16 protein-coding genes are annotated in these 22,019 nt (G+C 37.1%); 4 read left to right on the plus strand and 12 right to left on the minus strand.

Annotated features, from left to right (window positions below; translation table 11 throughout):
• Positions 1-3: 3 nt before the first annotated feature.
• From GFO_RS03655 to GFO_RS03665, 3 genes are all read right to left on the minus strand, one after another.
• Complete coding sequence (locus tag GFO_RS03655) at positions 4-1,401, minus strand: tetratricopeptide repeat protein (protein ID WP_011708683.1); 1,398 nt, start codon at positions 1,399-1,401, stop codon at positions 4-6.
• A 107-nt stretch (positions 1,402-1,508) separates the two neighbouring features.
• The gene (locus tag GFO_RS03660; RefSeq protein WP_011708684.1) at positions 1,509-2,690 is read right to left on the minus strand and encodes an aspartate aminotransferase family protein; all 1,182 of its coding nucleotides are present in this window, start codon (positions 2,688-2,690) and stop codon (positions 1,509-1,511) included.
• Complete coding sequence (locus GFO_RS03665; protein WP_011708685.1) at positions 2,691-4,490, minus strand: OstA-like protein; 1,800 nt, start codon at positions 4,488-4,490, stop codon at positions 2,691-2,693.
• Positions 4,491-4,715: 225 nt separating this feature from the next.
• On the opposite strand from GFO_RS03665, the gene GFO_RS03670 reads away from it, so the two are divergent.
• Positions 4,716-5,561: a ferritin-like domain-containing protein gene (locus tag GFO_RS03670; protein WP_011708686.1), complete on the plus strand. Its 846-nt coding sequence runs from the start codon at positions 4,716-4,718 to the stop codon at positions 5,559-5,561.
• A gap of 29 nt (positions 5,562-5,590) precedes the next feature.
• Entirely contained in the window at positions 5,591-6,430 is an 840-nt protein-coding gene (locus GFO_RS03675; RefSeq protein WP_011708687.1) for a ferritin-like domain-containing protein, read from the plus strand.
• Between the two features lie 74 nt (positions 6,431-6,504).
• On the opposite strand, the gene GFO_RS03680 is transcribed toward GFO_RS03675, so the two are convergent.
• The 5 genes from GFO_RS03680 to GFO_RS03700 form a co-directional block, all read right to left on the minus strand.
• Positions 6,505-7,776 (minus strand): adenylosuccinate synthase, encoded by a 1,272-nt coding sequence (locus GFO_RS03680; protein ID WP_011708689.1) that lies wholly within the window; start codon positions 7,774-7,776, stop codon positions 6,505-6,507.
• A gap of 12 nt (positions 7,777-7,788) precedes the next feature.
• Entirely contained in the window at positions 7,789-8,244 is a 456-nt protein-coding gene (locus GFO_RS03685; RefSeq protein ID WP_011708690.1) for a Fur family transcriptional regulator, read from the minus strand.
• A 23-nt stretch (positions 8,245-8,267) separates the two neighbouring features.
• Positions 8,268-10,478, minus strand: coding sequence for a RelA/SpoT family protein (locus GFO_RS03690; RefSeq protein WP_011708691.1), 2,211 nt, complete (start codon positions 10,476-10,478; stop codon positions 8,268-8,270).
• A 35-nt stretch (positions 10,479-10,513) separates the two neighbouring features.
• The gene (locus GFO_RS03695; protein WP_011708692.1) at positions 10,514-11,752 is read right to left on the minus strand and encodes a M48 family metallopeptidase; all 1,239 of its coding nucleotides are present in this window, start codon (positions 11,750-11,752) and stop codon (positions 10,514-10,516) included.
• Positions 11,753-11,877: 125 nt separating this feature from the next.
• Positions 11,878-12,699 (minus strand): TrmH family RNA methyltransferase, encoded by an 822-nt coding sequence (locus GFO_RS03700; protein ID WP_011708693.1) that lies wholly within the window; start codon positions 12,697-12,699, stop codon positions 11,878-11,880.
• 154 nt (positions 12,700-12,853) lie between these two features.
• On the opposite strand from GFO_RS03700, the gene GFO_RS03705 reads away from it, so the two are divergent.
• Positions 12,854-13,669, plus strand: coding sequence for a DUF6503 family protein (locus GFO_RS03705; RefSeq protein WP_041249995.1), 816 nt, complete (start codon positions 12,854-12,856; stop codon positions 13,667-13,669).
• Positions 13,670-13,743: 74 nt separating this feature from the next.
• Here the strand turns inward: GFO_RS03705 and GFO_RS03710 are convergent, their stop codons facing one another.
• From GFO_RS03710 to GFO_RS03720, 3 genes are all read right to left on the minus strand, one after another.
• On the minus strand, positions 13,744-15,057 hold the full coding sequence (locus GFO_RS03710; protein ID WP_011708695.1) for an amidohydrolase family protein: 1,314 nt from the start codon (positions 15,055-15,057) through the stop codon (positions 13,744-13,746).
• A 13-nt stretch (positions 15,058-15,070) separates the two neighbouring features.
• Positions 15,071-18,046, minus strand: coding sequence for an amidohydrolase family protein (locus tag GFO_RS03715; RefSeq protein ID WP_011708696.1), 2,976 nt, complete (start codon positions 18,044-18,046; stop codon positions 15,071-15,073).
• An 83-nt stretch (positions 18,047-18,129) separates the two neighbouring features.
• On the minus strand, positions 18,130-19,203 hold the full coding sequence (locus tag GFO_RS03720; protein ID WP_041249996.1) for a DUF3810 domain-containing protein: 1,074 nt from the start codon (positions 19,201-19,203) through the stop codon (positions 18,130-18,132).
• 88 nt (positions 19,204-19,291) lie between these two features.
• On the opposite strand from GFO_RS03720, the gene GFO_RS03725 reads away from it, so the two are divergent.
• The gene (locus tag GFO_RS03725; protein WP_011708698.1) at positions 19,292-20,752 is read left to right on the plus strand and encodes an aminoacyl-histidine dipeptidase; all 1,461 of its coding nucleotides are present in this window, start codon (positions 19,292-19,294) and stop codon (positions 20,750-20,752) included.
• 71 nt (positions 20,753-20,823) lie between these two features.
• On the opposite strand, the gene GFO_RS03730 is transcribed toward GFO_RS03725, so the two are convergent.
• Positions 20,824-21,954, minus strand: a complete 1,131-nt coding sequence (locus GFO_RS03730) for a peptidylprolyl isomerase (RefSeq protein ID WP_011708699.1) — start codon at positions 21,952-21,954, stop codon at positions 20,824-20,826.
• Positions 21,955-22,019: the final 65 nt, after the last annotated feature.

Here is a 22,019-nt window from a genome sequence, read left to right on the forward strand (position 1 = left end):
TAACTAAGAGAGCTTAACGTAGGAATTTATAATTTGTTTGACGCTTTTTCTATCAAAAATATTCGGAAAAAGTTCTTCTATAATTATGTAATATTCTGAATCAATTTTAAGGGCATTATTAAGGTGAAAATAACCCTTTTCTCCTCTGTTTGTACAAAAGAACAATCCGGAAAGGCGATATTCAATTTCCGCAGAACCAGGATAAAATTCCAATGCCTGAAGCATGCAAGTGATGGCTGTTTCATATTCGCCAAGTCCAATAAGAATATCACTACGTCTTATCCAGGTCTCTAACTCATAATTACCTAATTCCAGACTCTTTTTATATCCCTGTTCAGCTTCTTCGTAAAAATTGAGCCTGCTGTTGATCTTGGCATATCGCTTCCAATAAAGCACATTCTCCTCGTCAATATTAATAGCTTTATTAATATAGTAAAGAGCTTTCTGGTAATTCCGTTTTTTAATATAAAAATCGGTAATCGCGATCCAGCCTTTGTCTAATAGCGGATCTTCATGAACGGTTTGTTTATAGTTTTTGAGCGCAAAATCGTCACAACCTAGTTTTTCAAAACATTTGCCAATTCTTAAGTAAGCAAATGAAGTAGGATCTTCCAGTTCAAGGGTGATATTATAATTTTCAATAGCTTCATTAAAACGTTTCAGTTTTTCAAGCACTTTACCCTTCTCAAGGTAAGCACCAATAAACCGGTCGTCACTAATAATTGCAAAATCAAAGGCCGCAAGTGCCTTGTTGTATTCCTTTAAATCAAAATATTGTTTTCCTACCTGATGCCATGCAACTTCACAATAAGGATGCTTATTTAGGTAAAGATTTAAATATTCTATAGCTTCTGTCTTCTGATCTAAAAAATCGAAGCAATACATTACATTATACAGCGCAGAATAGTCTTCTTCATCTGCTTCTAAACACTTCATAAAACTATACTTGGCATTTTCGAAATCCTCAAGAAAAAGATATTCCATCCCTATTAATGAAAAGATCTCAGCATCTTCCAGAGTGATTTCAAGCGCAGCCTGAAGCATTTTTATAGCATCACTATGCATATCTCTTTTAGAATAAATCTGCGCTTTTTGAATATATATTTCTTCGTTGGAAGACTCCAGTTCCTTCAGCTCATTTAAGATACCATCTGCCAGATCAAGTTTGTCTTCAAACACCAATATCTCTACCTTGAACAGCTTTAAATTCACTGAAGTAGGATGCTGGGCAAGACTCATCTTTACTGCCTTTTTGGCAAGTGAAATCTTACCATTTTCAAGATAATGATGGATAATATTTTCAAACTCGTTTGAATCGAAAAACAAAATATCATTTGTTTTAAGCATAGATTCAAAGCGATCAAGTGAGAAATTATCTTCTTCGTTATGGCTTAGCTGCATAAGAGAGTGATTAAGGGATTTCTACTGTACTAAAGTTATAAATGATTAAAGGTGTTTTTTGAAAAACTTTACATTGTTGTTAACAAATTAATTAACACCCGGAAACCTCAATTTTCTATTTCTCTGAGTATGTCAACAATAATGCCACATCCTTTCATGATTTCTTCATTAGAAATTGTGAGTGGGGGAGTAAGGCGTACTGCACGTTTTTCGAATAGTAGCCAAAATAGAATAAGTTGTTTTTCTTTTGCCTTTAGAATAAGTTGATCGGTAATTTCGGCAGATTCAAATATTAACGCCAGCATTAATCCCTTACCTCTAATTTCTTTAATTAGAGGATGTTGCAAATGTTTTCTGAATAATTCTTCCTTTTCGAGACTCTTTTCAATGAGATTAGATTCAGTGATCTCTTTCAAGGTAGCTAAGGCGGCAGATGCAATCAGGGGGTTTCCGCCAAAAGTTGTGATGTGTCCAAGTTTTGGGTTATCACTAAGGAGATCCATTAACTCATTAGAAGCTGAAAATGCTCCAATAGGCAGTCCTCCGCCCATTCCTTTTCCGAGTGCAACTATGTCAGGCACTACATCAAAATTTTCAAATCCGAAAAGTTTACCGGTACGTCCAAATCCCGGCTGAATTTCATCTAAAATTAAGAGCGCTCCAACTTCTTTACAACGAGTTTTTACTTTTTTAAGATAATCGTCCTCTGGCATTATAAAACCGGCACCTCCCTGAATAGTTTCCAATACGACCCCTGCAGTTCTGGAAGTGATATTATTTAGGTCTGCTACTTTGTTAAATTCAATAAATGAAATATCACCTAAAAGAGGTCTAAAAGGTTCTACCCTTTCTTCAAGATCCATCAGACTTAGTGAGCCCATGGTATTTCCATGATAAGCATTTTTGGCGGCGATAATTTCAGTTCTGCCTGTGGCTCTTCTGGCAAGCTTCATGGCGCCTTCAATAGCTTCGGTGCCTGAATTTACGAGATAGGTTTTATTTAAAGGATCTGGTAAATGCGCTGCTAGGAGTTTTGCCAGATCTACGGCTGGTTTTTGTGCATATTCTCCATAAACCATAACGTGAAGATATTTTTCAGCTTGCTTCTGAATAGCTGAAACTATTTTAGGATGTGAATGTCCAAGGCTACAGGCTGAGACTCCCGCAACAAAATCCAGATGGTCTTTTCCGTCTGTGGTGGTTATATAGCTTCCCCTGGCGTGAGAAATCTCCAGGGCAAGTGGGTGAGGAGTGGTTTGTGCCTGATATTTTATAAAATCTTCTTTCAATTAATTCTCCTTTATTATGTCTTGTTCTGTTCTTAAAGAATCCACTTTTTTAGGAGTTTCAACTTTTAAAGAATCCGGGAGTTCTTTCGTTTTGAATTTTAACGTGTCCATTTTTCTGTTCTTTAATACTTCTGGATTTAGTCTCGAATTTTTATCAAGCAACAAATCATCTTCTTCCCTTTCATCAAAGAATTCATCTGGTTCATCGGGTAACGGAATACCTTTTATCTTGGTTAGTTCTGGTTCAGGTTGTCCTTTAAATAAGCCTTCCTTGCTAAGGATCCTGTCTTCTCCCCGCCAGTTGAAACCCTGTAACTGTCTTGCGTTAGGAGGAAAGTCGGCTTCAGGGGTAAGATTTCCATCTACCTGGTTATAATAATAAATATCTTGAATTTGCTGATTTTCGAATAATATCTTAATTGAACTTGCCAGTGTCTTATTAATACCTATTAGTTCATTCTCGCTATTACGCATATAATTTAAAGTTTCGGTATTTTTATCAATCACTACTTCGTGGAGTTGGTTATCCTTGAAATAACCCGTGAGTATTTTTCCTTTTAATTGGTTATAGCCTTCAATACTATCTTTCTGAATTAAAAATGCATTGTCAAAAACTAATAAAGAGTCCAGTTGCTCGGTTTTAGGATTGCTTTGAAGATGAATACTGTCTCCCGTCATTTGATTTTCACCCGACCATAGAACCGGTTTTCCATTACCTCGGCTAGTTAAATTAATAAGTTTGGTTAAACCAGATTGCTGATCAGAATATATGGAGTCACTTCTTCCACTCATAGTATTCTCCCCGGTTTGGTCTTCTTTAAAGATCCTGGCATCGTAAAAACCTCTTATAACGCGATTTTCGGGTTTTCCGGTAATCATTATGGTATCACTATGAATAAATAATGTGTCCCTTTCCTGGAGACTTGCAGCAAGGGCTTTTTTAGTTATAAAAACTGAATCTTTATCCCTGTAAACTTCGGCGTAATGACCACTAACCCTACTGTTATTTATGGTGTCAATAACTCTGATATTATTAGTAGCAGAAGCAAAACTGTTTTTTCTGTTAAAATAAAGACTATCACCTTTAAGGATTCTATTGTCATAATTGATCTGGGAATTCTTTACGAAATAACCATTATCTGCCCTGGTGTCGTAGAAGCCTCTTTCGCAATAAACAGTACTGGTTTCGCTTTCTATAGTTGAAGGTCCATACAAGTAGGCGTGACCACTATTAGAATAGAAATCAAGTTGTTCTGAATTTATTTTATATTCTGGGTTTGTAACTACAACACTGTCTACAAAACTATATTTATCCTCCTCCATAAAGTACCTTCCAATAGTACTGGTAAGCACACTAGCGGTATCGGTTACTTTCCCTCCACTTCTATAATAAGCCTGTTGTTTAATTCGGTCAAAAAACAAGCTATCAGTTTCCAATGTAGTTTGGGGTCTTTTCATTTTTACTTTACCACTGGCAAAGGCAAATTCAGTATCACCATTATATTCGGCGTAATTACTGGTCATGCTCACACTATCTCCCTGCTGCATACGAATATTACCATAAGCTTTGAAGAAATTAGCCTCCTTATAGAAAACTGCATTGTCGCACCAAACTTCAATCCCATCATGATCAAAATAAACCTGGTTGTCTACTTTACTTAATATAAGTGCACCGGGATATCTTTGTTCATTTTTTAAGGTTCTATCAGAATCATAATTTATTTCCTGACTCGTTTGGGCATTCGCCAAAACCGAAATAAGTAAGACTATAAATAATATAGGAATAGAGGAAGTTTTCAATCTTATTTTTTTTCAAAAGTAATTAAATTCGACGGATTGTATTTCGGGAATAAAACCTAGTTGAAAATAGCGGACACTAAAAATTAACTTAATATGGGCACGTTTATTAGCCTCAAATCCTAAAGATTTCTAAATTTTTTACGTTTTAAGATAACCTTAACTCTTAAAGCTAAACCAAAGCAGCTTTCTCTTCGTAAGTTTCGGTAGAAAACTAAATATTTAATTATGAAAAAACCCTTAGTCAAGGTAGATGTGGTTGACGCATCTTCCAAAAATTCGAAAAATAACTCGCGAAGGAAGTTCATTAAGTTGAGCGGACTTGGTATAGCAGGATCCAGTTTTTTATTATATGGATGTAGCGAAGATGATATGTTTGATCCTGGTGCACCTACCGGAAGTCCTGATCCTATGGAACCAGAGGAGCCGGAAGAGCCAGAAAATCCAGAGCCAGAAGTATTTGATTTAGGACCTGGAAATTTAGGTATCCTTAACTATGCTTATGCATTAGAGCAGCTTGAAGCGGCATTTTACACAGAAATGACTGAAGGTGCTTATTATCAAGGATTGGCAGATGATTCTGAGGAAAAACAAATACTTGAAGATACATGGTATCATGAGGTAATTCATAGGGAATTCTTTAGGTCAGCTATAGGTACTGCAACTGAAGCTACTCCAGAAGCAATGCTTCCTGATATAGAGTTTGATTTTTCTAGTGTAGATTTTGATAGTAGAGATGCGGTTTTAGGAACTGCTCTTGTTCTTGAAGATACAGGTGTTTCTGCCTATAACGGCGCTGGTAATTTAATTGATGTGGATGCCGAATTAGGTGATGTTTATTTAGGACTTGCTGGTAAAATTGTATCGGTTGAAGCAAGACACGCTTCTGCATTTGCTGATCTTATTAATCCAGATACCGATGCATTTGCTAGAGATGAAGTATTAGTTTCCATTGATGGAGTTGGTCCAGCATTCGATAAAGCTACAGATCCTGCAGATGTTTTAACTGCAGTGGTAGGCACTGGATTTGTAGTAACTGAGTTTACTGCAACTGAACTACCAATGGAGCAATAGATTAATCTTTAATAAAAAAAACTAATAATATGAGTCTTATAAAATTTTTAGATAATATATCTAATACAAATTCGATGAATGCTAAAGGTTCCCGAAGGGATGCTTTTAAGCAGTTCAAAACTTTTGGAAAAGGTGCTGCCATAGCTTCTATCCCATTTGGATTGGCAGCGAGTAGTACTAAATCAAAAGCAGCTGGATTTTCTATGGCCAGTGCGGCCATGCAAGCTTCACCAACAGATGTATTGAACTTTGCCTTAACTTTGGAATATCTGGAAGCAGAATTCTATAACATGGGATTAGAATCAGGTATTATTGCTGATGAAAACATGACTGTTTTTGAAACCATTTCAAAACACGAAGATGATCACGTGGAATTTTTAGTGAATGCGCTTGGTGAAAATGCAATTGCAAAACCAACTTTCGATTTCACAGCAGGGGGCCTTGTAGACCCTTTTGGGAATTATGATGACTTTCTAGCACTTGCGCAGGGATTTGAAGATACTGGTGTACGTGCTTATAAAGGACAAGCAGTAGCATTGGCAGGTGATGATACCCTTCTGGAGTATGCTTTACAGATTCATTCTGTAGAAGCTAGACATGCTTCCAAGGTGAGAAGAATACGCGGTGAAAAAGGTTGGGTAACCGGAGGTGATGCGGCTAGTAATGGTATTCCATTGACGCAATTCGATGCTATTTATGCAGGTGAAGCAAATACCATGCAAGGAGGTGTAGAACTTGCTACGCTATTTGATGAATTTGGAGGAGCTCAGGCTGTACAGGAAGCCTTTGATGAGCCATTAACTATGGATGAAGTACTTGCTATTGGTGGTCTCTTTATAGTATCTGAAGAAGATGGTAGTGACGGATAGAAATTATCCTGATTATATAAATAAAAACGGCTACCAATTGGTAGCCGTTTTTTATACTTGGAATTTTATAAAACCTATCGCGTGATAGTTTGCTTTCTATCAGGACCCACTGAAACAATGGTAATAGGCGTTTCAAGTTCCTTTTCCAGAAAATCTACATATTCATTAAACTCTTTTGGTAATGAAGAAGCATCAGTCATTTTTGTAAGGTCTTCTTCCCAGCCTTTTACTTCCGTATATACAGGTTCTATATTTCCTGATTCAATATTAAAAGGAAGATGCGTAATCTCTTTACCTTTATACTTATAAGCGGTACAAACCTTTAGGGTATCAAAACCGCTAAGTACATCACCTTTCATCATTATAAGCTGGGTAATACCATTTACCTGAACAGCATATTTTAAAGCTACAAGATCCAACCACCCACATCGTCTCTTTCTGCCAGTGGTAGCTCCAAATTCATTTCCAACTTTACCCATTCGTTCTCCTACTTCATCAAAAAGTTCAGTAGGGAAAGGGCCGCTACCCACTCTTGTGGTATAGGCTTTAAAAATACCAAATGCTTCTCCAATTTCTCTTGGAGCAACACCAAGTCCGGTACATGCGCCAGCAGCTGTAGTATTAGATGAAGTTACAAAAGGGTAGGTTCCAAAATCAATATCGAGAAGAGATCCCTGGGCTCCTTCAGCCAGAATACTTTTACCAGACTTCATTGCCTGGTGAAGATATTCTTCACTGTCAATAAAAGTTAGTTCTTTTAAAGTATCTACAGCGGTACAGAATTCTTTTTCTAATTCTTTAAGATCGTACTGAACATCTACATCGTAGAAAGCGATCATTTTTTCATGCTTATCAGCAAGAGCGCGATATCTGTCTTTCCAGTCTTCTAATTCCAGATCTCCCACACGCAAGCCGTTTCTACCTGTTTTGTCCATATAGGTAGGCCCAATTCCTTTAAGAGTTGAACCTATCTTCGCTTTTCCTTTTGAAGCTTCAGAAGCGGCATCCAGCAAACGATGGGTTGGTAGAATTAAATGGGCTTTTCTTGATATTACAAGTTTAGATTTATAATCTATTTTGTGTTTAGCAAGATTATCCAGTTCTCGTTTAAAGATAACCGGATCTATTACTACACCATTACCTACAAGATTGATGCTGTCATCATGAAATATACCCGAGGGGATGGTATGTAAAACGTGTTTTTGACCATCGAATTCTAAAGTGTGCCCTGCATTTGGGCCGCCTTGAAAACGTGCAATAATATCGTATTTGGAGGTTAGGACGTCAACTATTTTTCCTTTTCCTTCATCACCCCATTGAAGACCTAGTAGTAAATCTACTGCCATGAATTTCTAAACTTAATTGGTTGATTTTTTGTTTCCGTAGAAGTATAGAGAATGCTTATTGATCTCAATATCAAAAACTTCTTCTATTGTTTGTTTGATGCTCTGTATCCTTGGATCGCAGAATTCAATAACTTCCCCGGTATCTGTAAGTATTATATGATCGTGCTGGCGGTCAAAATATGATTTTTCATATTGTGACTGGTTCTGACCAAACTGATGTTTTCTAACTAAGCCACACTCCAATAATAATTCAATAGTATTATATAAAGTGGCACGGCTCACACGATATTTCTTGTTCTTCATTTTAATATAAAGAGATTCAATATCGAAATGATCTTCAGCATTATAAATCTCCTGAAGAATAGCAAAACGCTCCGGTGTCTTCCGGTGCCCCTTGTCTTCAAGATACTTGGTGAAAACGTTTTTAACGACCGCCTGATCGTTTTTATTTACGACTTTTTTACTCATAATTGCTTTGCAAAGGTAAAAGTTTATTCACGGCTAACCTTGTCTATCCCGTTAATTTTTTTCAACCTCTGGATGATGGTATTCAGGATATTATTATTTTTTACAACAAGTGTAATACGGCCACTGAATACCCCATCTGAACTGTCAAAATTCAGATTTTGCATATTCACATGCATATTGCTGGAAATCTCCTGGGTAATCTCACTTACAAGACCAAGATTATCTATTCCCTGAAGTTTGATAACCGCCTTAAAGTCCTGTTGAGAACTATCTATCCATTTTGCCTGGATAATCCTGTAGGCATAATTACTCTGGAGTTGAAGGGCATTAGGGCAGTCTTTTTTATGGACTTTGATCCCATCATTAACCGAAATAAATCCAAATACAGTATCACCCGGAATAGGGTTGCAACAATTAGATAATTTATATTCCAGTTTTTCCTCTTCTTTTCCAAAAACTAACTGATCGTACTTCGCCGTGATCTCATCTTTATTAAGATCTGATGCTACCTGAGGTTTCTTGATCTTGCTTTTAAAATAACTCACAATAGAGTTGCTCCTGGAAGATGCAAAGTCTTTTAGCAACTGGTTGTCAATCTTGCCAATACCTACACGATAGAAAAGGTCCAGACTGGTTTTGAGATTGAAAAAAACGACCAGTTCATTTATAGATTTTTCGTTGAATTGAATCTTCTGTGCCTTTAGCTTTCTGGCAAGCACCGCTTTTCCTTCTTCTGCAATTTCCTTCTTTTCATCTTTTAAAGAAGATTTGATCTTTGCTCTTGCCCTGGCGGTGTTTGCATAATCCAGCCAGTTAATATTTGGTTTGGCATTATCTGAAGTGATAATTTCAACCTGGTCTCCGCTCTTTAGCTCATGGCTTAATGGCACCAGCTTATTGTTAACCCGTGAGCCACGTGTGTGTATGCCAATTTCAGTATGAATGCTAAAAGCAAAATCTAATGGTGTAGAACCTTTTGGAAGTGATTTTAAATCACCCTGGGGAGTAAAAACAAAAATTTCTTTTGAATAGAGGTTCAGTTTGAATTGTTCTACAAAATCAATAGCACTAACATCTGAACTTTCCAGCGCTTCCTGTAAACGAGAGACCCATTCTTCAAAACCTCTTTCTTCTTTATTATTTTCTCCCTGTTTATATTTGTAGTGAGCAGCATAACCTTTTTCAGCAATCTCATTCATACGCTCGCTTCTTATCTGAACTTCTACCCAACGCCCTTTTGGTCCCATTACTGTTATATGCAATGCTTCGTAGCCGGTAGACTTTGGGGAAGAGATCCAGTCTCTTAATCGGGTAGGATTAGGTCTAAAGTGATCTGTAACGATAGAATATATTTTCCAGGCTAGAAATTTCTCCTGTCCGGGTTCTCCTTTATAAATGATACGAATCGCAAATTTGTCATAGATCTCATCAAAACTAATATTCTGAGCTTTGATCTTTTTATTGATGGAATAAATAGATTTAGGTCTTCCCTTAATCTCATAGTCCAGTTCTTCCTGATCCAGGGAATCCTGAATGATTTTACTGAATTCCTTGATATAAAGATCCTGTTCCTCTTTACTTTCCTTGATTTTTGTAAGAATATCACTATAAACCTCCGGCTCCGTGTATTTTAGACCCAGGTCTTCAAGTTCAGTTTTAATATTGTATAAACCTATTCTATGGGCGAGGGGAGCGTATATATAAAGTGTTTCTGAAGCGATCTTAATTTGCTTATCAGGCCGCATCGCATCCATAGTTTGCATATTATGCAACCGGTCTGCAATTTTAATGATGATCACCCTTACGTCATCATTTAAAGTAAGTAGCATCTTTCTGAAATTTTCAGCCTGAAGGGATACATCCTTATCTTTTTTTAGACTGGAAATCTTGGTGAGACCGTCTACAATTTTGGCAACAGTTTTTCCAAATGTTTTTTGCAGATCTTCAAGAGTATATTTGGTGTCTTCAACCACATCGTGGAGCAGGGCAGCGGCAATGGAAGTCCCATCCAGACCAATCTCTGAAGCTACGATCTTTGCTACTGCAATAGGATGAAATATATAGGCTTCGCCAGATTTTCTTCGCTGGTCTTTATGGGCATCCACAGCCATATCAAAGGCTGTCCGGATGAGCTTTTTATCATCGTCGGTAAGCGTTTGATAACTTATACGCAGCAATTCTTTATACTGCCGTGCAATTTGTTTGTTTTCTTTTACGATAGCCTCCTCTGTCATAGGTTAAAAATACAATTAAGATTAAAAGGAAACAACTAAATACCAGCCTTCAAATTGCGATATCGCTGTAGGAGACTGGGATGCGAGAAATGTACAAAAATATAAGCTTTATGTGGAGTTAAATTGCTTAATGTATTTTTTGATAATTTCTTCAGACTTGAAATCAGGAAACTGCCATCGTACGTGTTTTTTGCAAAATTATCTGCCTGATATTCAAATTTTCTGGATATATAATTCATAATAAGCCCTGTGATTTCTGAAATTGGACTATATAGAATCCCAAAGGCTACCAGGCCAATATGAAAACTGGGTTCAGCAACACCCAAAGCCTGTGATAACAAAGGATTTCCAACAAAAAGGGATAGTAACCAAAGCGTAAAACCAGTCGTTAAAATGGAAGCGGTCAGGTTAACAATAATATGATTCTTTTTATAGTGTCCTACCTCATGGGCGAGTACGGCCACAATCTCTTCTTCTTCCAGGTCGTTGATTAAAGTATCATAAAGGGTGATTCTTTTTTCACTTCCAAAACCTGAAAAATAGGCGTTGGCTTTGGTACTTCTTTTTGAACCGTCGATCACAAAAATGTTATCAAGTTTGAATCCTACATTTTTGGCATATGCTTCAATCTTGGATCTCAAAGAACCATCATTTAACGGTGTTTGTTTATTGAATAACGGCACAATGAGTTTTGCGTAGAACATATTCATAAATACTGAAAAAACCGCTACTAATATCCAGGCATACCACCAAAAATCATCACCGGCGAATTGATAGAACCATACTATTAGAGCGAGAATCCCACCACCTACTATAACCGTCATAGCGAGTCCTTTTATTTTATCAAGAAAGAAAGTTCCTTTTGTAGTTTTATTGAAGCCATATTTTTCTTCTATACTAAAAGTACTATACCAGGAGAAAGGTGTCATTAAAATATCACTCCCCAGCATGATGATTCCGAAGAAGATTAAAGCAATTAAAATAGCATTGTCACTTATACTTCTGGCTATTTCATCTACATAGGCAAAACCATCAAAAACGATAAATCCCAGCGTTAGCAATACAGAAAATGTAGAAGTGATGATCCCAAATTTGAATCTTTCCTTTTTATAACGCTGAGATTTTTCGTATTCCTCTGTATCGTAAACGTCTTCTAACTCATTTGGAATCGGATCGTTGAAATGTTTTGCATTAAGCGCATCAAGTATTTTGTCAAATATAAAATCGATCACAATAATTCCGATGATGATATAAAATAGGGTTTCTGAATTCAAGTTCTGTAATTTGAGATTTATAATTTTATGTGATCCTGAAACAATCCCGATAGTTATCGGGACAGAATGACGTCCTTCACTTTATGACACTTTTAGTACAGCATTTTATTAATTAATGCCTATTGTTAATGCAAGCTGTTTTCGACTAACCTTTGTCTTTTCGCTTCAAAAATAAGAATTCCAGCTGCGACAGAAACATTCATCGAATCTATTTTACCGTGCATTGGAATTATGATATTCTGAGTTGAATTTTCCAGCCATTCGTTACTTAATCCCGTAGCTTCGGTTCCCATTATTATTGCGGAAGCTTCTTTAAAATTTATATCGGAATAAGGTTTTGATGCCTGCAAGGCCGCGGCATAAATATGAATTTTTTGTGCTTGTAGAAATTGAATGATTTCGGAAGTTGTTCCCGTAGCGATCTTATTCGTAAATAAACTGCCAACACTACTTCTTATAATATTTGGATTATAGAGATCTGTTTTTGGATTAGCGATGATCACAGCATCTACAGCTGCGGCATCCGCAGTTCTTAAAATAGCTCCGATATTTCCGGGTTTTTCAGGTGCTTCTGCTACTAAGATCAGTGGGAAAGGATGCTCAAAACTTAAATTTTCAACTGGATGTTCAATATTTCTGAAAACTGCTAAAAGGCCTTCCGTACTTCCGCGGTAAGCTATTTTATCATACACTTCCTTGTTTATCTCCGTGATTTCAGCAGCTTCATGCTCGTTTGCCTTAGCCATTTCTAGCACTTCCTGGAAGTCGATCAATTCAGGAACAAAATAAAGATGAAGCGGCAAATACCCACCTTTTAGAGCAAGGTTCACCTCTCTTTTTCCTTCTACAATGAAAGAGTTTTCTTTTCTGCGATTACGCGATTTTTCCTGTAACTGGAGTAGCCATTTTATTTCTTTATTTTGCTGACTTGTGATCTTCTTGAGCATAACCGTAAAAATATGGAATACTGATTAGAACTAAGATATTTAGTTTTTAGAATGTTCTAGTATGGGGATTTGTAAGATATCCAATATCATTTCGACCATTTTATGGTCTCTTTATAGACAAACTGAACAATTCAACAAAATTAAACCACTAACCATGAAAAAAGTACTATTATTTATTGCAGCTCTTGCTTTAGTCACAGCTTGTAAAAACGATTCTAAGGAATCAAAACAAAAACAAATTGCGTCCTCCACCGAAGAAAAATCTGAGTCTTCAATGAATTATCCCGACGAGTTACAAGAAGTACTCACAGCTCATGGCGGAATAGTGCAATGGAATAAAATGAATACTTTGAAGTATAGCATTCCCAAGTCTGAAGAAAATATGGAGTATCAGACTGTAGACTTGAAAAACCGGTATACTTTAGTTGAAAATGAAAACGTTTCCATGGGATACAACGGAGAAGATATTTGGGTGAAAGAAGGAGCGACAGAGTATAAGGGAAATGCCGGTTTCTATCACAATCTTATGTTCTATTTTTATGCTATGCCTTTTGTATTTGGTGATGATGGCCTTAATTACGAAAATGCTGAAGCATTAAATTATAAAGATACCTCGTATCCTGGAATTAAGATTTCTTTTAATAATGGAGTAGGAGCTTCACCAAAAGATGAATATTATCTTTATTATGACCCTCAAACTAAAAAGATGGCGTGGTTAGGATATACCGTAACCTACCAAACCGGAGAATCCAGCGATAAGGTGAATCTTATAAAATATGCTGAATGGCAGAAAACAAATGGTCTGCTATTACCTAAAAAGATCGCATGGTATAATTATGAAGCTGGAACAATTGGCGAAATGCAAAATGAAGTAAGTTTTAATAATCCAAGCATTACTCAAAATAAGATGGATGTTGAAACTTTTAAAATGCCGGAGGGCGCCAGGGTTTTTGAAGCTTCAGAAGAATAGTTGAATCTAGTTCGAAAAAAAGACCTCCCAGATTGCAAAATCTGGGAGGTCTTTTTTTATGAGTCTAAATAAAATTACTTTCCTTCCTGGTTTTTATATTTATTAGAATATCGCTTCCAAAGTTCGGTTTGATGGGTTTCCAGGCTAACTTCTCTGCCATCGATAAATGCATGCGAAAGAATATTAGTTCTCATATCCAGCGCATCGCCTTCAGAAATAAAAAGGGTAGCCGACTTTCCTTTTTCCAGAGTTCCAAATTTTTCATCAACTCCTAAGATTTTTGCTGTATTGGAAGTAACAAGCTTAAGTGCATCTTCTTTTTGCATTCCAAAAGCTGCAACCGTACCTGCATAGAAAGGCAAATTTCTGCTATTCATTCTTTCCATTTGTCCACTGCCTTCAATTGCTACCAAAACTCCTTCATCCTGAAGTAATTTTGCTAATTTATAAGGATAGTCGTAATCTTCATGGTCTCTATTTGGGGTGCTATGCGGTCTATTTACAAGTACCGGAATATTATTAGATTTTAAATCATTAGCTACACCCAAGGCATCGTAGCCTCCAACGATCACAACACCATCAAGATTATTTTCTTTTTTGAATTGAATAACATCCATAATCTCTTTTTCACCATCAACATGCACAAAAACTTTTTTATCTCCGTTAAAAACAGACTCCATAGCTAAATACGGAAGGTTCTTATAATCTCTATTTCCTGCAAGATAGGCCTTAGATGATGCAAAGAAATCTGAAAGTTTTTGAACCTCATCGGTATATTCTTTATTAGATTTTATGCCTGGATCTTCATCTCTCCACCAGCGACCTCTTCTAAAAGCATCCGGCCAGTTAATGTGTAGTCCGTCATTTTCTTTTACTACAGCGTCTTCCCAATTCCAGGCATCAAACTGTACAATGGAAGAAGTTCCCGAAATAAGTCCACCTCTGGGAACAACCTGACCTAAAAGTACACCATTAGGTCTCATAGATTCCACAATTTTACTCTCAGCATTATAGGCGATTAAACTTCTTACATTTGGAAGCATTTCGCCCATTTCATCATTGTCTTCCGTTGCTTTTACGGAAGCAATCTCCACTAAACCAAGCGTTGAATTTGGTGCGATAATTCCGGGATAGACATGTTTACCTTCTGCGTTGATGATCTTTCCAGGGTATTGTCTTTTGGTAAGATTTTCCGCGATCACTTCAGTAATTATTCCTTCTTCAATAATAATAAGGCTGTTCTCAATAATTTCACCATTTCCAATATGCGCAGTAGCTCCAACAATGCTAATCGGTTCAGATTGTTTATCAGCAGGAGTTTGCTGGGCAAAACTGTTTCCGGAAATTATCAAAAAGGCTATTAAAATATATGTATTAAATTTTTTCATTTTACTTTAAATTTTAGTGAACCTCTTCTAATAGATCACAGTGAACATGTTGTTTTTCCTTTTTTGTCACAGGTTGAGTCTTCACTCCACTGTTCTTAGCTTTCAACATCTGTGCAATTAGCTGGTTACGTTCTTTTTTGATCTCTTCTCTCATTTTTTCATCACGATCAATGTCAAAATAGATTACACCTTCAATCATCGTCTTTTCTGGTTTTGCATAAATAGAAAGAGGATGATTATTCCAAAGTACAAGATCTGCCTGCTTTCCTGTTTTTATACTTCCTACAAGATTATCTACATGTAAAAGTTTAGCAGGATTGATAGTGACCATTTTCCAGGCATCTTCTTCACTCATTCCACCATATTTCACACTTTTTGCAGCTTCCTGATTCAGCCTTCGGTTCATTTCACCATCATCACTATTTATAGCTACGGTAATCCCAACTTCATTCATAATAGAAGCATTGTAAGGAATAGCGTCATTTACTTCATATTTATATGCCCACCAGTCAGAAAATGTTGAAGCGCCCACGCCATGTTCTTTCATTTTATCGGCAACTTTATATCCTTCCAGAATATGTGTAAACGTATTAATGTTGAAATCGAATTGTTCGGCAACTTTCATTAGCATATTGATCTCGCTTTGAATATAGGAGTGAGAAGTCACAAATCGTTCTCCATTTAGAATCTCAACCAGAGTTTCCATTTCTATGTCTTTTCTGAAATCTTCTCCACCTTTATTTTTTTCAGCTTCGTAAGCTCGCGCCTGACTGAAATAATCAACAAATACCTGTTCCACACCCATACGAGTTTGTGGAAAACGATTTCCACTCCAGTTAGACTGTTTCACATTTTCACCAAGGGCAAACTTTATAAACGGTGGTGCCTGCTCAAAGATGAGATCATCTGCAGATTCTCCCCATTTTAATTTCAAGATTGCTGAACGGCCTCCAATAGGATTTGCTGAGCCATGTAAAAGCTGAATAGTGGTGACCCCGCCTGCAAGGCCTCTATAGATGCCAATATCTGTAGGATCTATAACATCTTCCATACTCACTTCAGCTGTGGAGTTGTGACCGGCTTCATTAATATCTGAAGCAGCAAGATGCGAATGTTCGTCTATGATCCCTGCAGTAAGATGTTTACCGGTAGCGTCAACAACTTTGGCGCCGCCAGCATTTAGGTTTCCCCCAATTCTAACAATTTCTCCATTTTTAACGAGTACATCGGTATTTTCCAAAACGCCTTCTTCTTCACTTGTCCAAACCGTGGCATTCTTGAAAAGAATATTTTCCTGCTTAGGCTGTTTATCAAAACCATAGGCGATATTTGGGTAGGTAAGTGGTAATACTTTTGGAGTCTGGTCATCTTTTTTGTCCTTCTCGTCCTTCTTGTCTTTTTCTGAAGCTGACTTTTTGGTAGCCTGAAAAGCCATTTCATTTCCATTTGCTAGAATAGCTTTTCCTGAAATTATGTTGCCTGGAACAGGAACATTTGCTACAAGTCTAATAAATTCAGTTTTTGTAGTATCTGGAGAAGAAAGCAGGAGGTTCATCCAATTATCTTCAAAACTAATTTTGGAACCTATTTTACTCTCGCCTAATTTTACTTCAGCCTTGGGTTTGGAAGGCTCTCCGGTGATATTTAGTTCATATTGTTTTTCGTCTATTTTCAGGTTGTAATTACCAGAAATATTAGTGACATCCATATTTTCCAGAACTTTTTTCTCTCCCTGGATCCAGTTTTCGTAAAGTGTTGTTTCCTTTTCAAAATAATCACCAGAAGTAATAATGAAATTTGCCCAGGCTCCTTCTTTTAAAACCCCAATTTTTCCTGCCTGTCCTATGGTTTGAGCAGGAACCGTGGTGAGGGAAGCCAGTGCAGCTTCTTTGGTTAAGCCATATTCAACTGCTTTTAAAAGATTCGATTTAAAGTCTTTTTCAGCGTCTATGGAGTGAGTTGTAATTGTGAATGGAACTTTATTTTCTGAAAGCATTTTGAGGTTTGACGGAGCCTGATTCCATTCTCTCATTTCGTTAAGGCTTAAATATCCCGTTAAATAAGGATCTTCCACATCGTAAGCTTCCGGAAATTTCAAAGGCACAATATAAGTAGCATTTGAAGCTTTAATTTTGTCCAATCGCTGATATTCATTTCCGCTTCCAAGAATCACGTACTGAACTCCAAATTCATCCCCAACTTTATCAGCTCTTAGTTCGTTCAGAAGATTATCTGTAGTAAAAATTTGAACAAGATCCTTGTTGTTATTAAGAGCTTCCAGGGCAAGATCTTTATTTTTAGCATTTCCTTTTGCATACCAGTCAGCATCCAGGTAGGTCTGACGAATAAGCGCCATGGTTCCCATAATAGAAGTAGGATAAGATTGTCTGGATTGCACACTTTTATCAAATGAAAAATACTGAGAAGATCTACTATTAAGAATACGGTCACCTTCATTAACTTCAGGCGTAAGGGCAACCAGCATCCCGGTTCCTCTTATTATCCCATCGGGAACATGTGTATTTACAACACCGAAGCCTGCTTTATGATATTTTTCTGCTTCTTTAGAATCAAAACTAAATTGTGAAACCGCATCAGTTTCAGGGCGTATATGATCATTCCAGTAATAACCTTCTCGGGAAGCGTCGTATTGTGGTCCGTTCCCGCCTTCAGCTCTTTTTGGTTTTGAGATTCCAAAATCGCTATAAAGGTCAATAAAAGAAGGATACACTTCCTTTCCCTCTAGATCTATGACAATACTGTTTTTCGGAATAGTAATAGATTTTCCAACTGAGGTGATTTTCCCATCCTTAATAGCAAACATTCCTTTGTTGATCACGGTTTGAGGATCTACATGAATTCTGGCATTTTTGAAAACAGTGTAGTTGGTGTTTCGGGTTTTTACCCCATCATTTTTCGGGAAGTATTCCTGAGCTTGCACCGAAAAAGCACAAAGGAAAACTCCCAAAATCAGTAATTTTAATTTCATAAAAAATTGGTGGTTTAGATAAATAAGATTGCTCAAAATTTTAAGAGCCTTAAAGTACTAAAATTTGAATAAATTCAGAGGAATTATAGTGCGTTTCGAGTGTCATCGAAATAATTTACCAGTAATGCAACCACGTAGCTATAACTTTTCATTCCGTCTGACTGATTATTTACAATGAGATATCTGTTATAAGTTGCTTTGAAAATAGGCTCGAATGGATTGGTATGCTGCCTCCAGAATTCATCTACCTCTCTATAATTTTCGAGAATTCCAACATTCATGGTTGCAATGAGTTCTTCGGCCTTAGCCTGATCTCGCCTATAAAGTTCACTTAAGCAATAACTAAGCGCAAAAGTATATCCGGAATACCGAAATTTCTTATTTGGATGGTTCATAGTAACCAGACAGGCGATAAAATTTGCTTCATTTTCCTTGGCAAAACCTAACTGATGACCAACTTCATGACTTGCCGTGGTTGGTATTTTATAAGGTACAATTAGGGTGTTTACCTGTGCTTCATTCGTTAAAGGATTTAAATATCCATTAAAACCCATATAGGTGAGGGGTAAACTATATAAAGATCTTTTTAAAGCGAAACCATTATAGGCCAGTTCCGGAAATTCATTTTCTATATGATCGTAACCTTCGAGCGTGATATTGAACAATTCATTTTTTGTGTATTGATAATCAACTTTGGTAGAGTCATTTTCGGCTAATTCTGAATGTATCTTATTCGATCTTGAAATGAGCGTCTCCGTTAGTTTAATAAGTTTTTCCGTAGTATAATCATTTTCGATTTCCAGGCTCTCATGGAGCGGAAGTCTATAATAATTGAAACCCCAGAATAAATGAAAACAGAAATAAATAATAGAAAGGCTCGCTAGGGCATCAGGGATCCAGATCTTCGGATTTTTGAATTTATGCCTAAGTCTTCTAATTAGCCATAAGATCAAAAGAATAATAAGTGCGGCATAGAGAAAGTCTCCTATAGAAAAAGGAATCCATCCTAAACTATATCGCATTATTTTAGAAATAACAGGATATACGCCATTGGAATAATATTCTTCGACGAAATTGGCATGTCCGGAAAGTATGTTAATACCTATAATTTGAACCGGTAACAGGATAGCTAGTAGCAGGATAGATTTTCTCTTCACGGCTTAAAAATACAAATATTCGGCAGGCCTCAAATTTTAGAGTTCGGTAAAATCGAATACCTTTGTGAAGATACCAAAATTTAGATCAATGAATGAAGAAATAAGGGCGCTGGAACCCAAAGTATTATGGAACAAATTTGCAGACCTAAATGCCGTTCCAAGGCCATCCAAGAAAGAAGAGCGAGTTATAGAGTTTATTAAGAATTTCGGGAACAACCTGGATCTCAAGACTGAAGTGGATAGTGTTGGAAATGTGGTGATCTACAAAGCTGCAACCAAAGGAATGGAAAGCCGAAAAAAGATCGTTCTACAGGCTCACCTGGATATGGTGCATCAAAAAAATAACGATACAGATTTCAATTTTGATACTCAAGGTATAGAGATGTATGTTGATGGAGACTGGGTTCGTGCCAGAGGAACTACGCTTGGTGCCGATAACGGCCTTGGGGTTGCCACTATGATGGCGATTCTTGAAAGTGATTCTATAGAGCACCCTGCCATCGAAGCCTTGTTCACAATAGACGAAGAAACCGGGATGACCGGGGCTAAAGGTTTAAGTCCAGATCTTTTAGAAGGTGATATTTTGTTGAATCTTGATACTGAAGAAGATGACGAGATAGGCATTGGATGTGCCGGGGGTGTGGATATTACTGCGATAAAGAAATATGAAGAAGAAAAAATGCCTGAAACTTACCGAAGCTATTCGGTAAAAGTGAAAGGTTTGAGCGGCGGACACTCCGGGATGGATATTATCAAAGGCCTCGGGAATGCGAATAAGTTGATGAATCGTTTACTGCTTAATACTTCGGAAGACCTTAAAATGAGAGTTTCTGAAATTAATGGTGGAGGCTTAAGAAATGCCATTCCAAGAGAAAGTGAAGCGATCATAGCTTTACCAGATACAGAAGAAGAAAGTTTTAAAAAAGAATTCGAGTCGAGAGCAAAAGCGATCAAATCTGAATATGCTTCTTTGGAACCAAACCTTTCTATAGAGCTACAGAGAACCACTTCTCAAAATTCAGTGATGGATCTTAAATCACAGAAAGACATTTTGCTCGCACTTGCAGCAGCACACAACGGAGTGTATAGAATGAGTCCTGAAATTGAAGGTTTGGTGGAAGCCTCCAATAATGTGGCAAAAGTTGCACTGAAAGATGGAGAAGTACATATAAAATGTCTTACCCGAAGCTCGGTTGAATCCAGCAAAGATGATCTTGCTGATTCTTTAAAAGCTGTATTTGAGTTGGCCGGTTTTGAGGTAAAACTTTCCGGTGAATATCCCGGCTGGGCACCAAACAGTGATTCTGCAATTTTGAAAACTTTAGATGAAATTTACCAGAATGTAAATGGTTCAAAAGCTGATATTGCTGCCTGTCATGCAGGATTAGAATGTGGAATTATTGGAAGTCACTATCCTAATATGGATATGATTTCTTTTGGTCCAACTATTAGGGGAGCGCACTCTCCAGATGAAAGAGCCAGCGTAAAATCTGCTCAGAAATACTGGAAATTTTTACTGGAAGTTTTAAAAAATATTCCTGAAAATTAGAATTAAAGACTACGAAAATAAAAAGCCCTCAGGAATATTCCTGAGGGCTTTTTTAATAATTAATTATTTAATTATTTAGAACTGTCAACTATTTCGACCATCTCAATTTTAAAGATAAGGTCGGTATTTGGAGGAATAACACCACCAGCGCCTCTTTCACCATATCCCATTGCACTTGGTATAAATACCACTGCTTTATCTCCAACTTTCATTTCCTGCAAAGCATCTTTAAAACCAGGAATCATTGGAGCATCCGGACCATAAACTGTAGTCATAGGGCCATATTGACCACTGGTATCTCTACGATGATCATAAATTCCCATTTCCTGAGCAAGTTCTTTTTTGCTGGTATCGAAAATGGTACCATCAGCGAAATAACCTTCGTAGGATACCTTTACTTTTTGACCATTTTTCGGTTTTTCACCTTCTCCTTTATTTTCAAAATAGATCTTTAAACCGCTGTCTAAAGAATCTGCTTTTTCTTCCAGAGACTTAAATTCTTCATTCTTTTTTGCAGCCATTTCCTGCTTCTTTTTAGCTTCAGCTTCTTTTTCAGCATCAATTTCAGCTAATTGATTCTCAAAAACTTTCGGAGCGTCAAAATTCTTGGCTGCACTTCCTTTACGAATAATATTCACTTCGTTCATAACAATGTCTTTGGTGGGACGATCACGAGGTCCGGTCTCCACTTTTCCAATAGAATCTACCACATCCTGACCTTTCACTACTTTTCCGAAAACGGTATGTTTTCCATCCAATTGCGCAACTGGTCCTAAGGTGATAAAAAACTGACTTCCATTTGTTCCGGGACCTGCATTGGCCATAGAAAGTATTCCTTTTGAATCGTGACTTAAAGAGTCTACAAATTCGTCAGGATATTTGTAACCTGGGCCACCGCTACCAGTTCCGGTAGGATCTCCACCCTGGATCACGAAGCCATCAATAATCCGGTGAAAAATAAGTCCGTCATAATATTTTTTGTCTTTGTAAGTACTGTCGGCCATTTTGCTCGTCCCTTCCGTAAGAGATACAAAACTGGCGATAGTCATGGGAGTTTCTTCAAAATATAGTTCGGCAATTACCGGTCCCATTGAAGTATTGAATTCGGCATACATACCATCTTCTAATTCCGGATATTCGTCGTTGCAAGAAAATAGGGATACTGCTACTGCTAGTAGTAAAAAAATACTTTTTGTTTTCATCTGTAATTTTTGATTTTTCTGTTTGTCATGTGATCCTGAAGTTTCGGGATGCCAAATGTCATTTC

Source organism: Christiangramia forsetii KT0803 (assembly GCF_000060345.1).
GTDB classification, from domain to species: Bacteria; Bacteroidota; Bacteroidia; order Flavobacteriales; family Flavobacteriaceae; genus Christiangramia; species Christiangramia forsetii.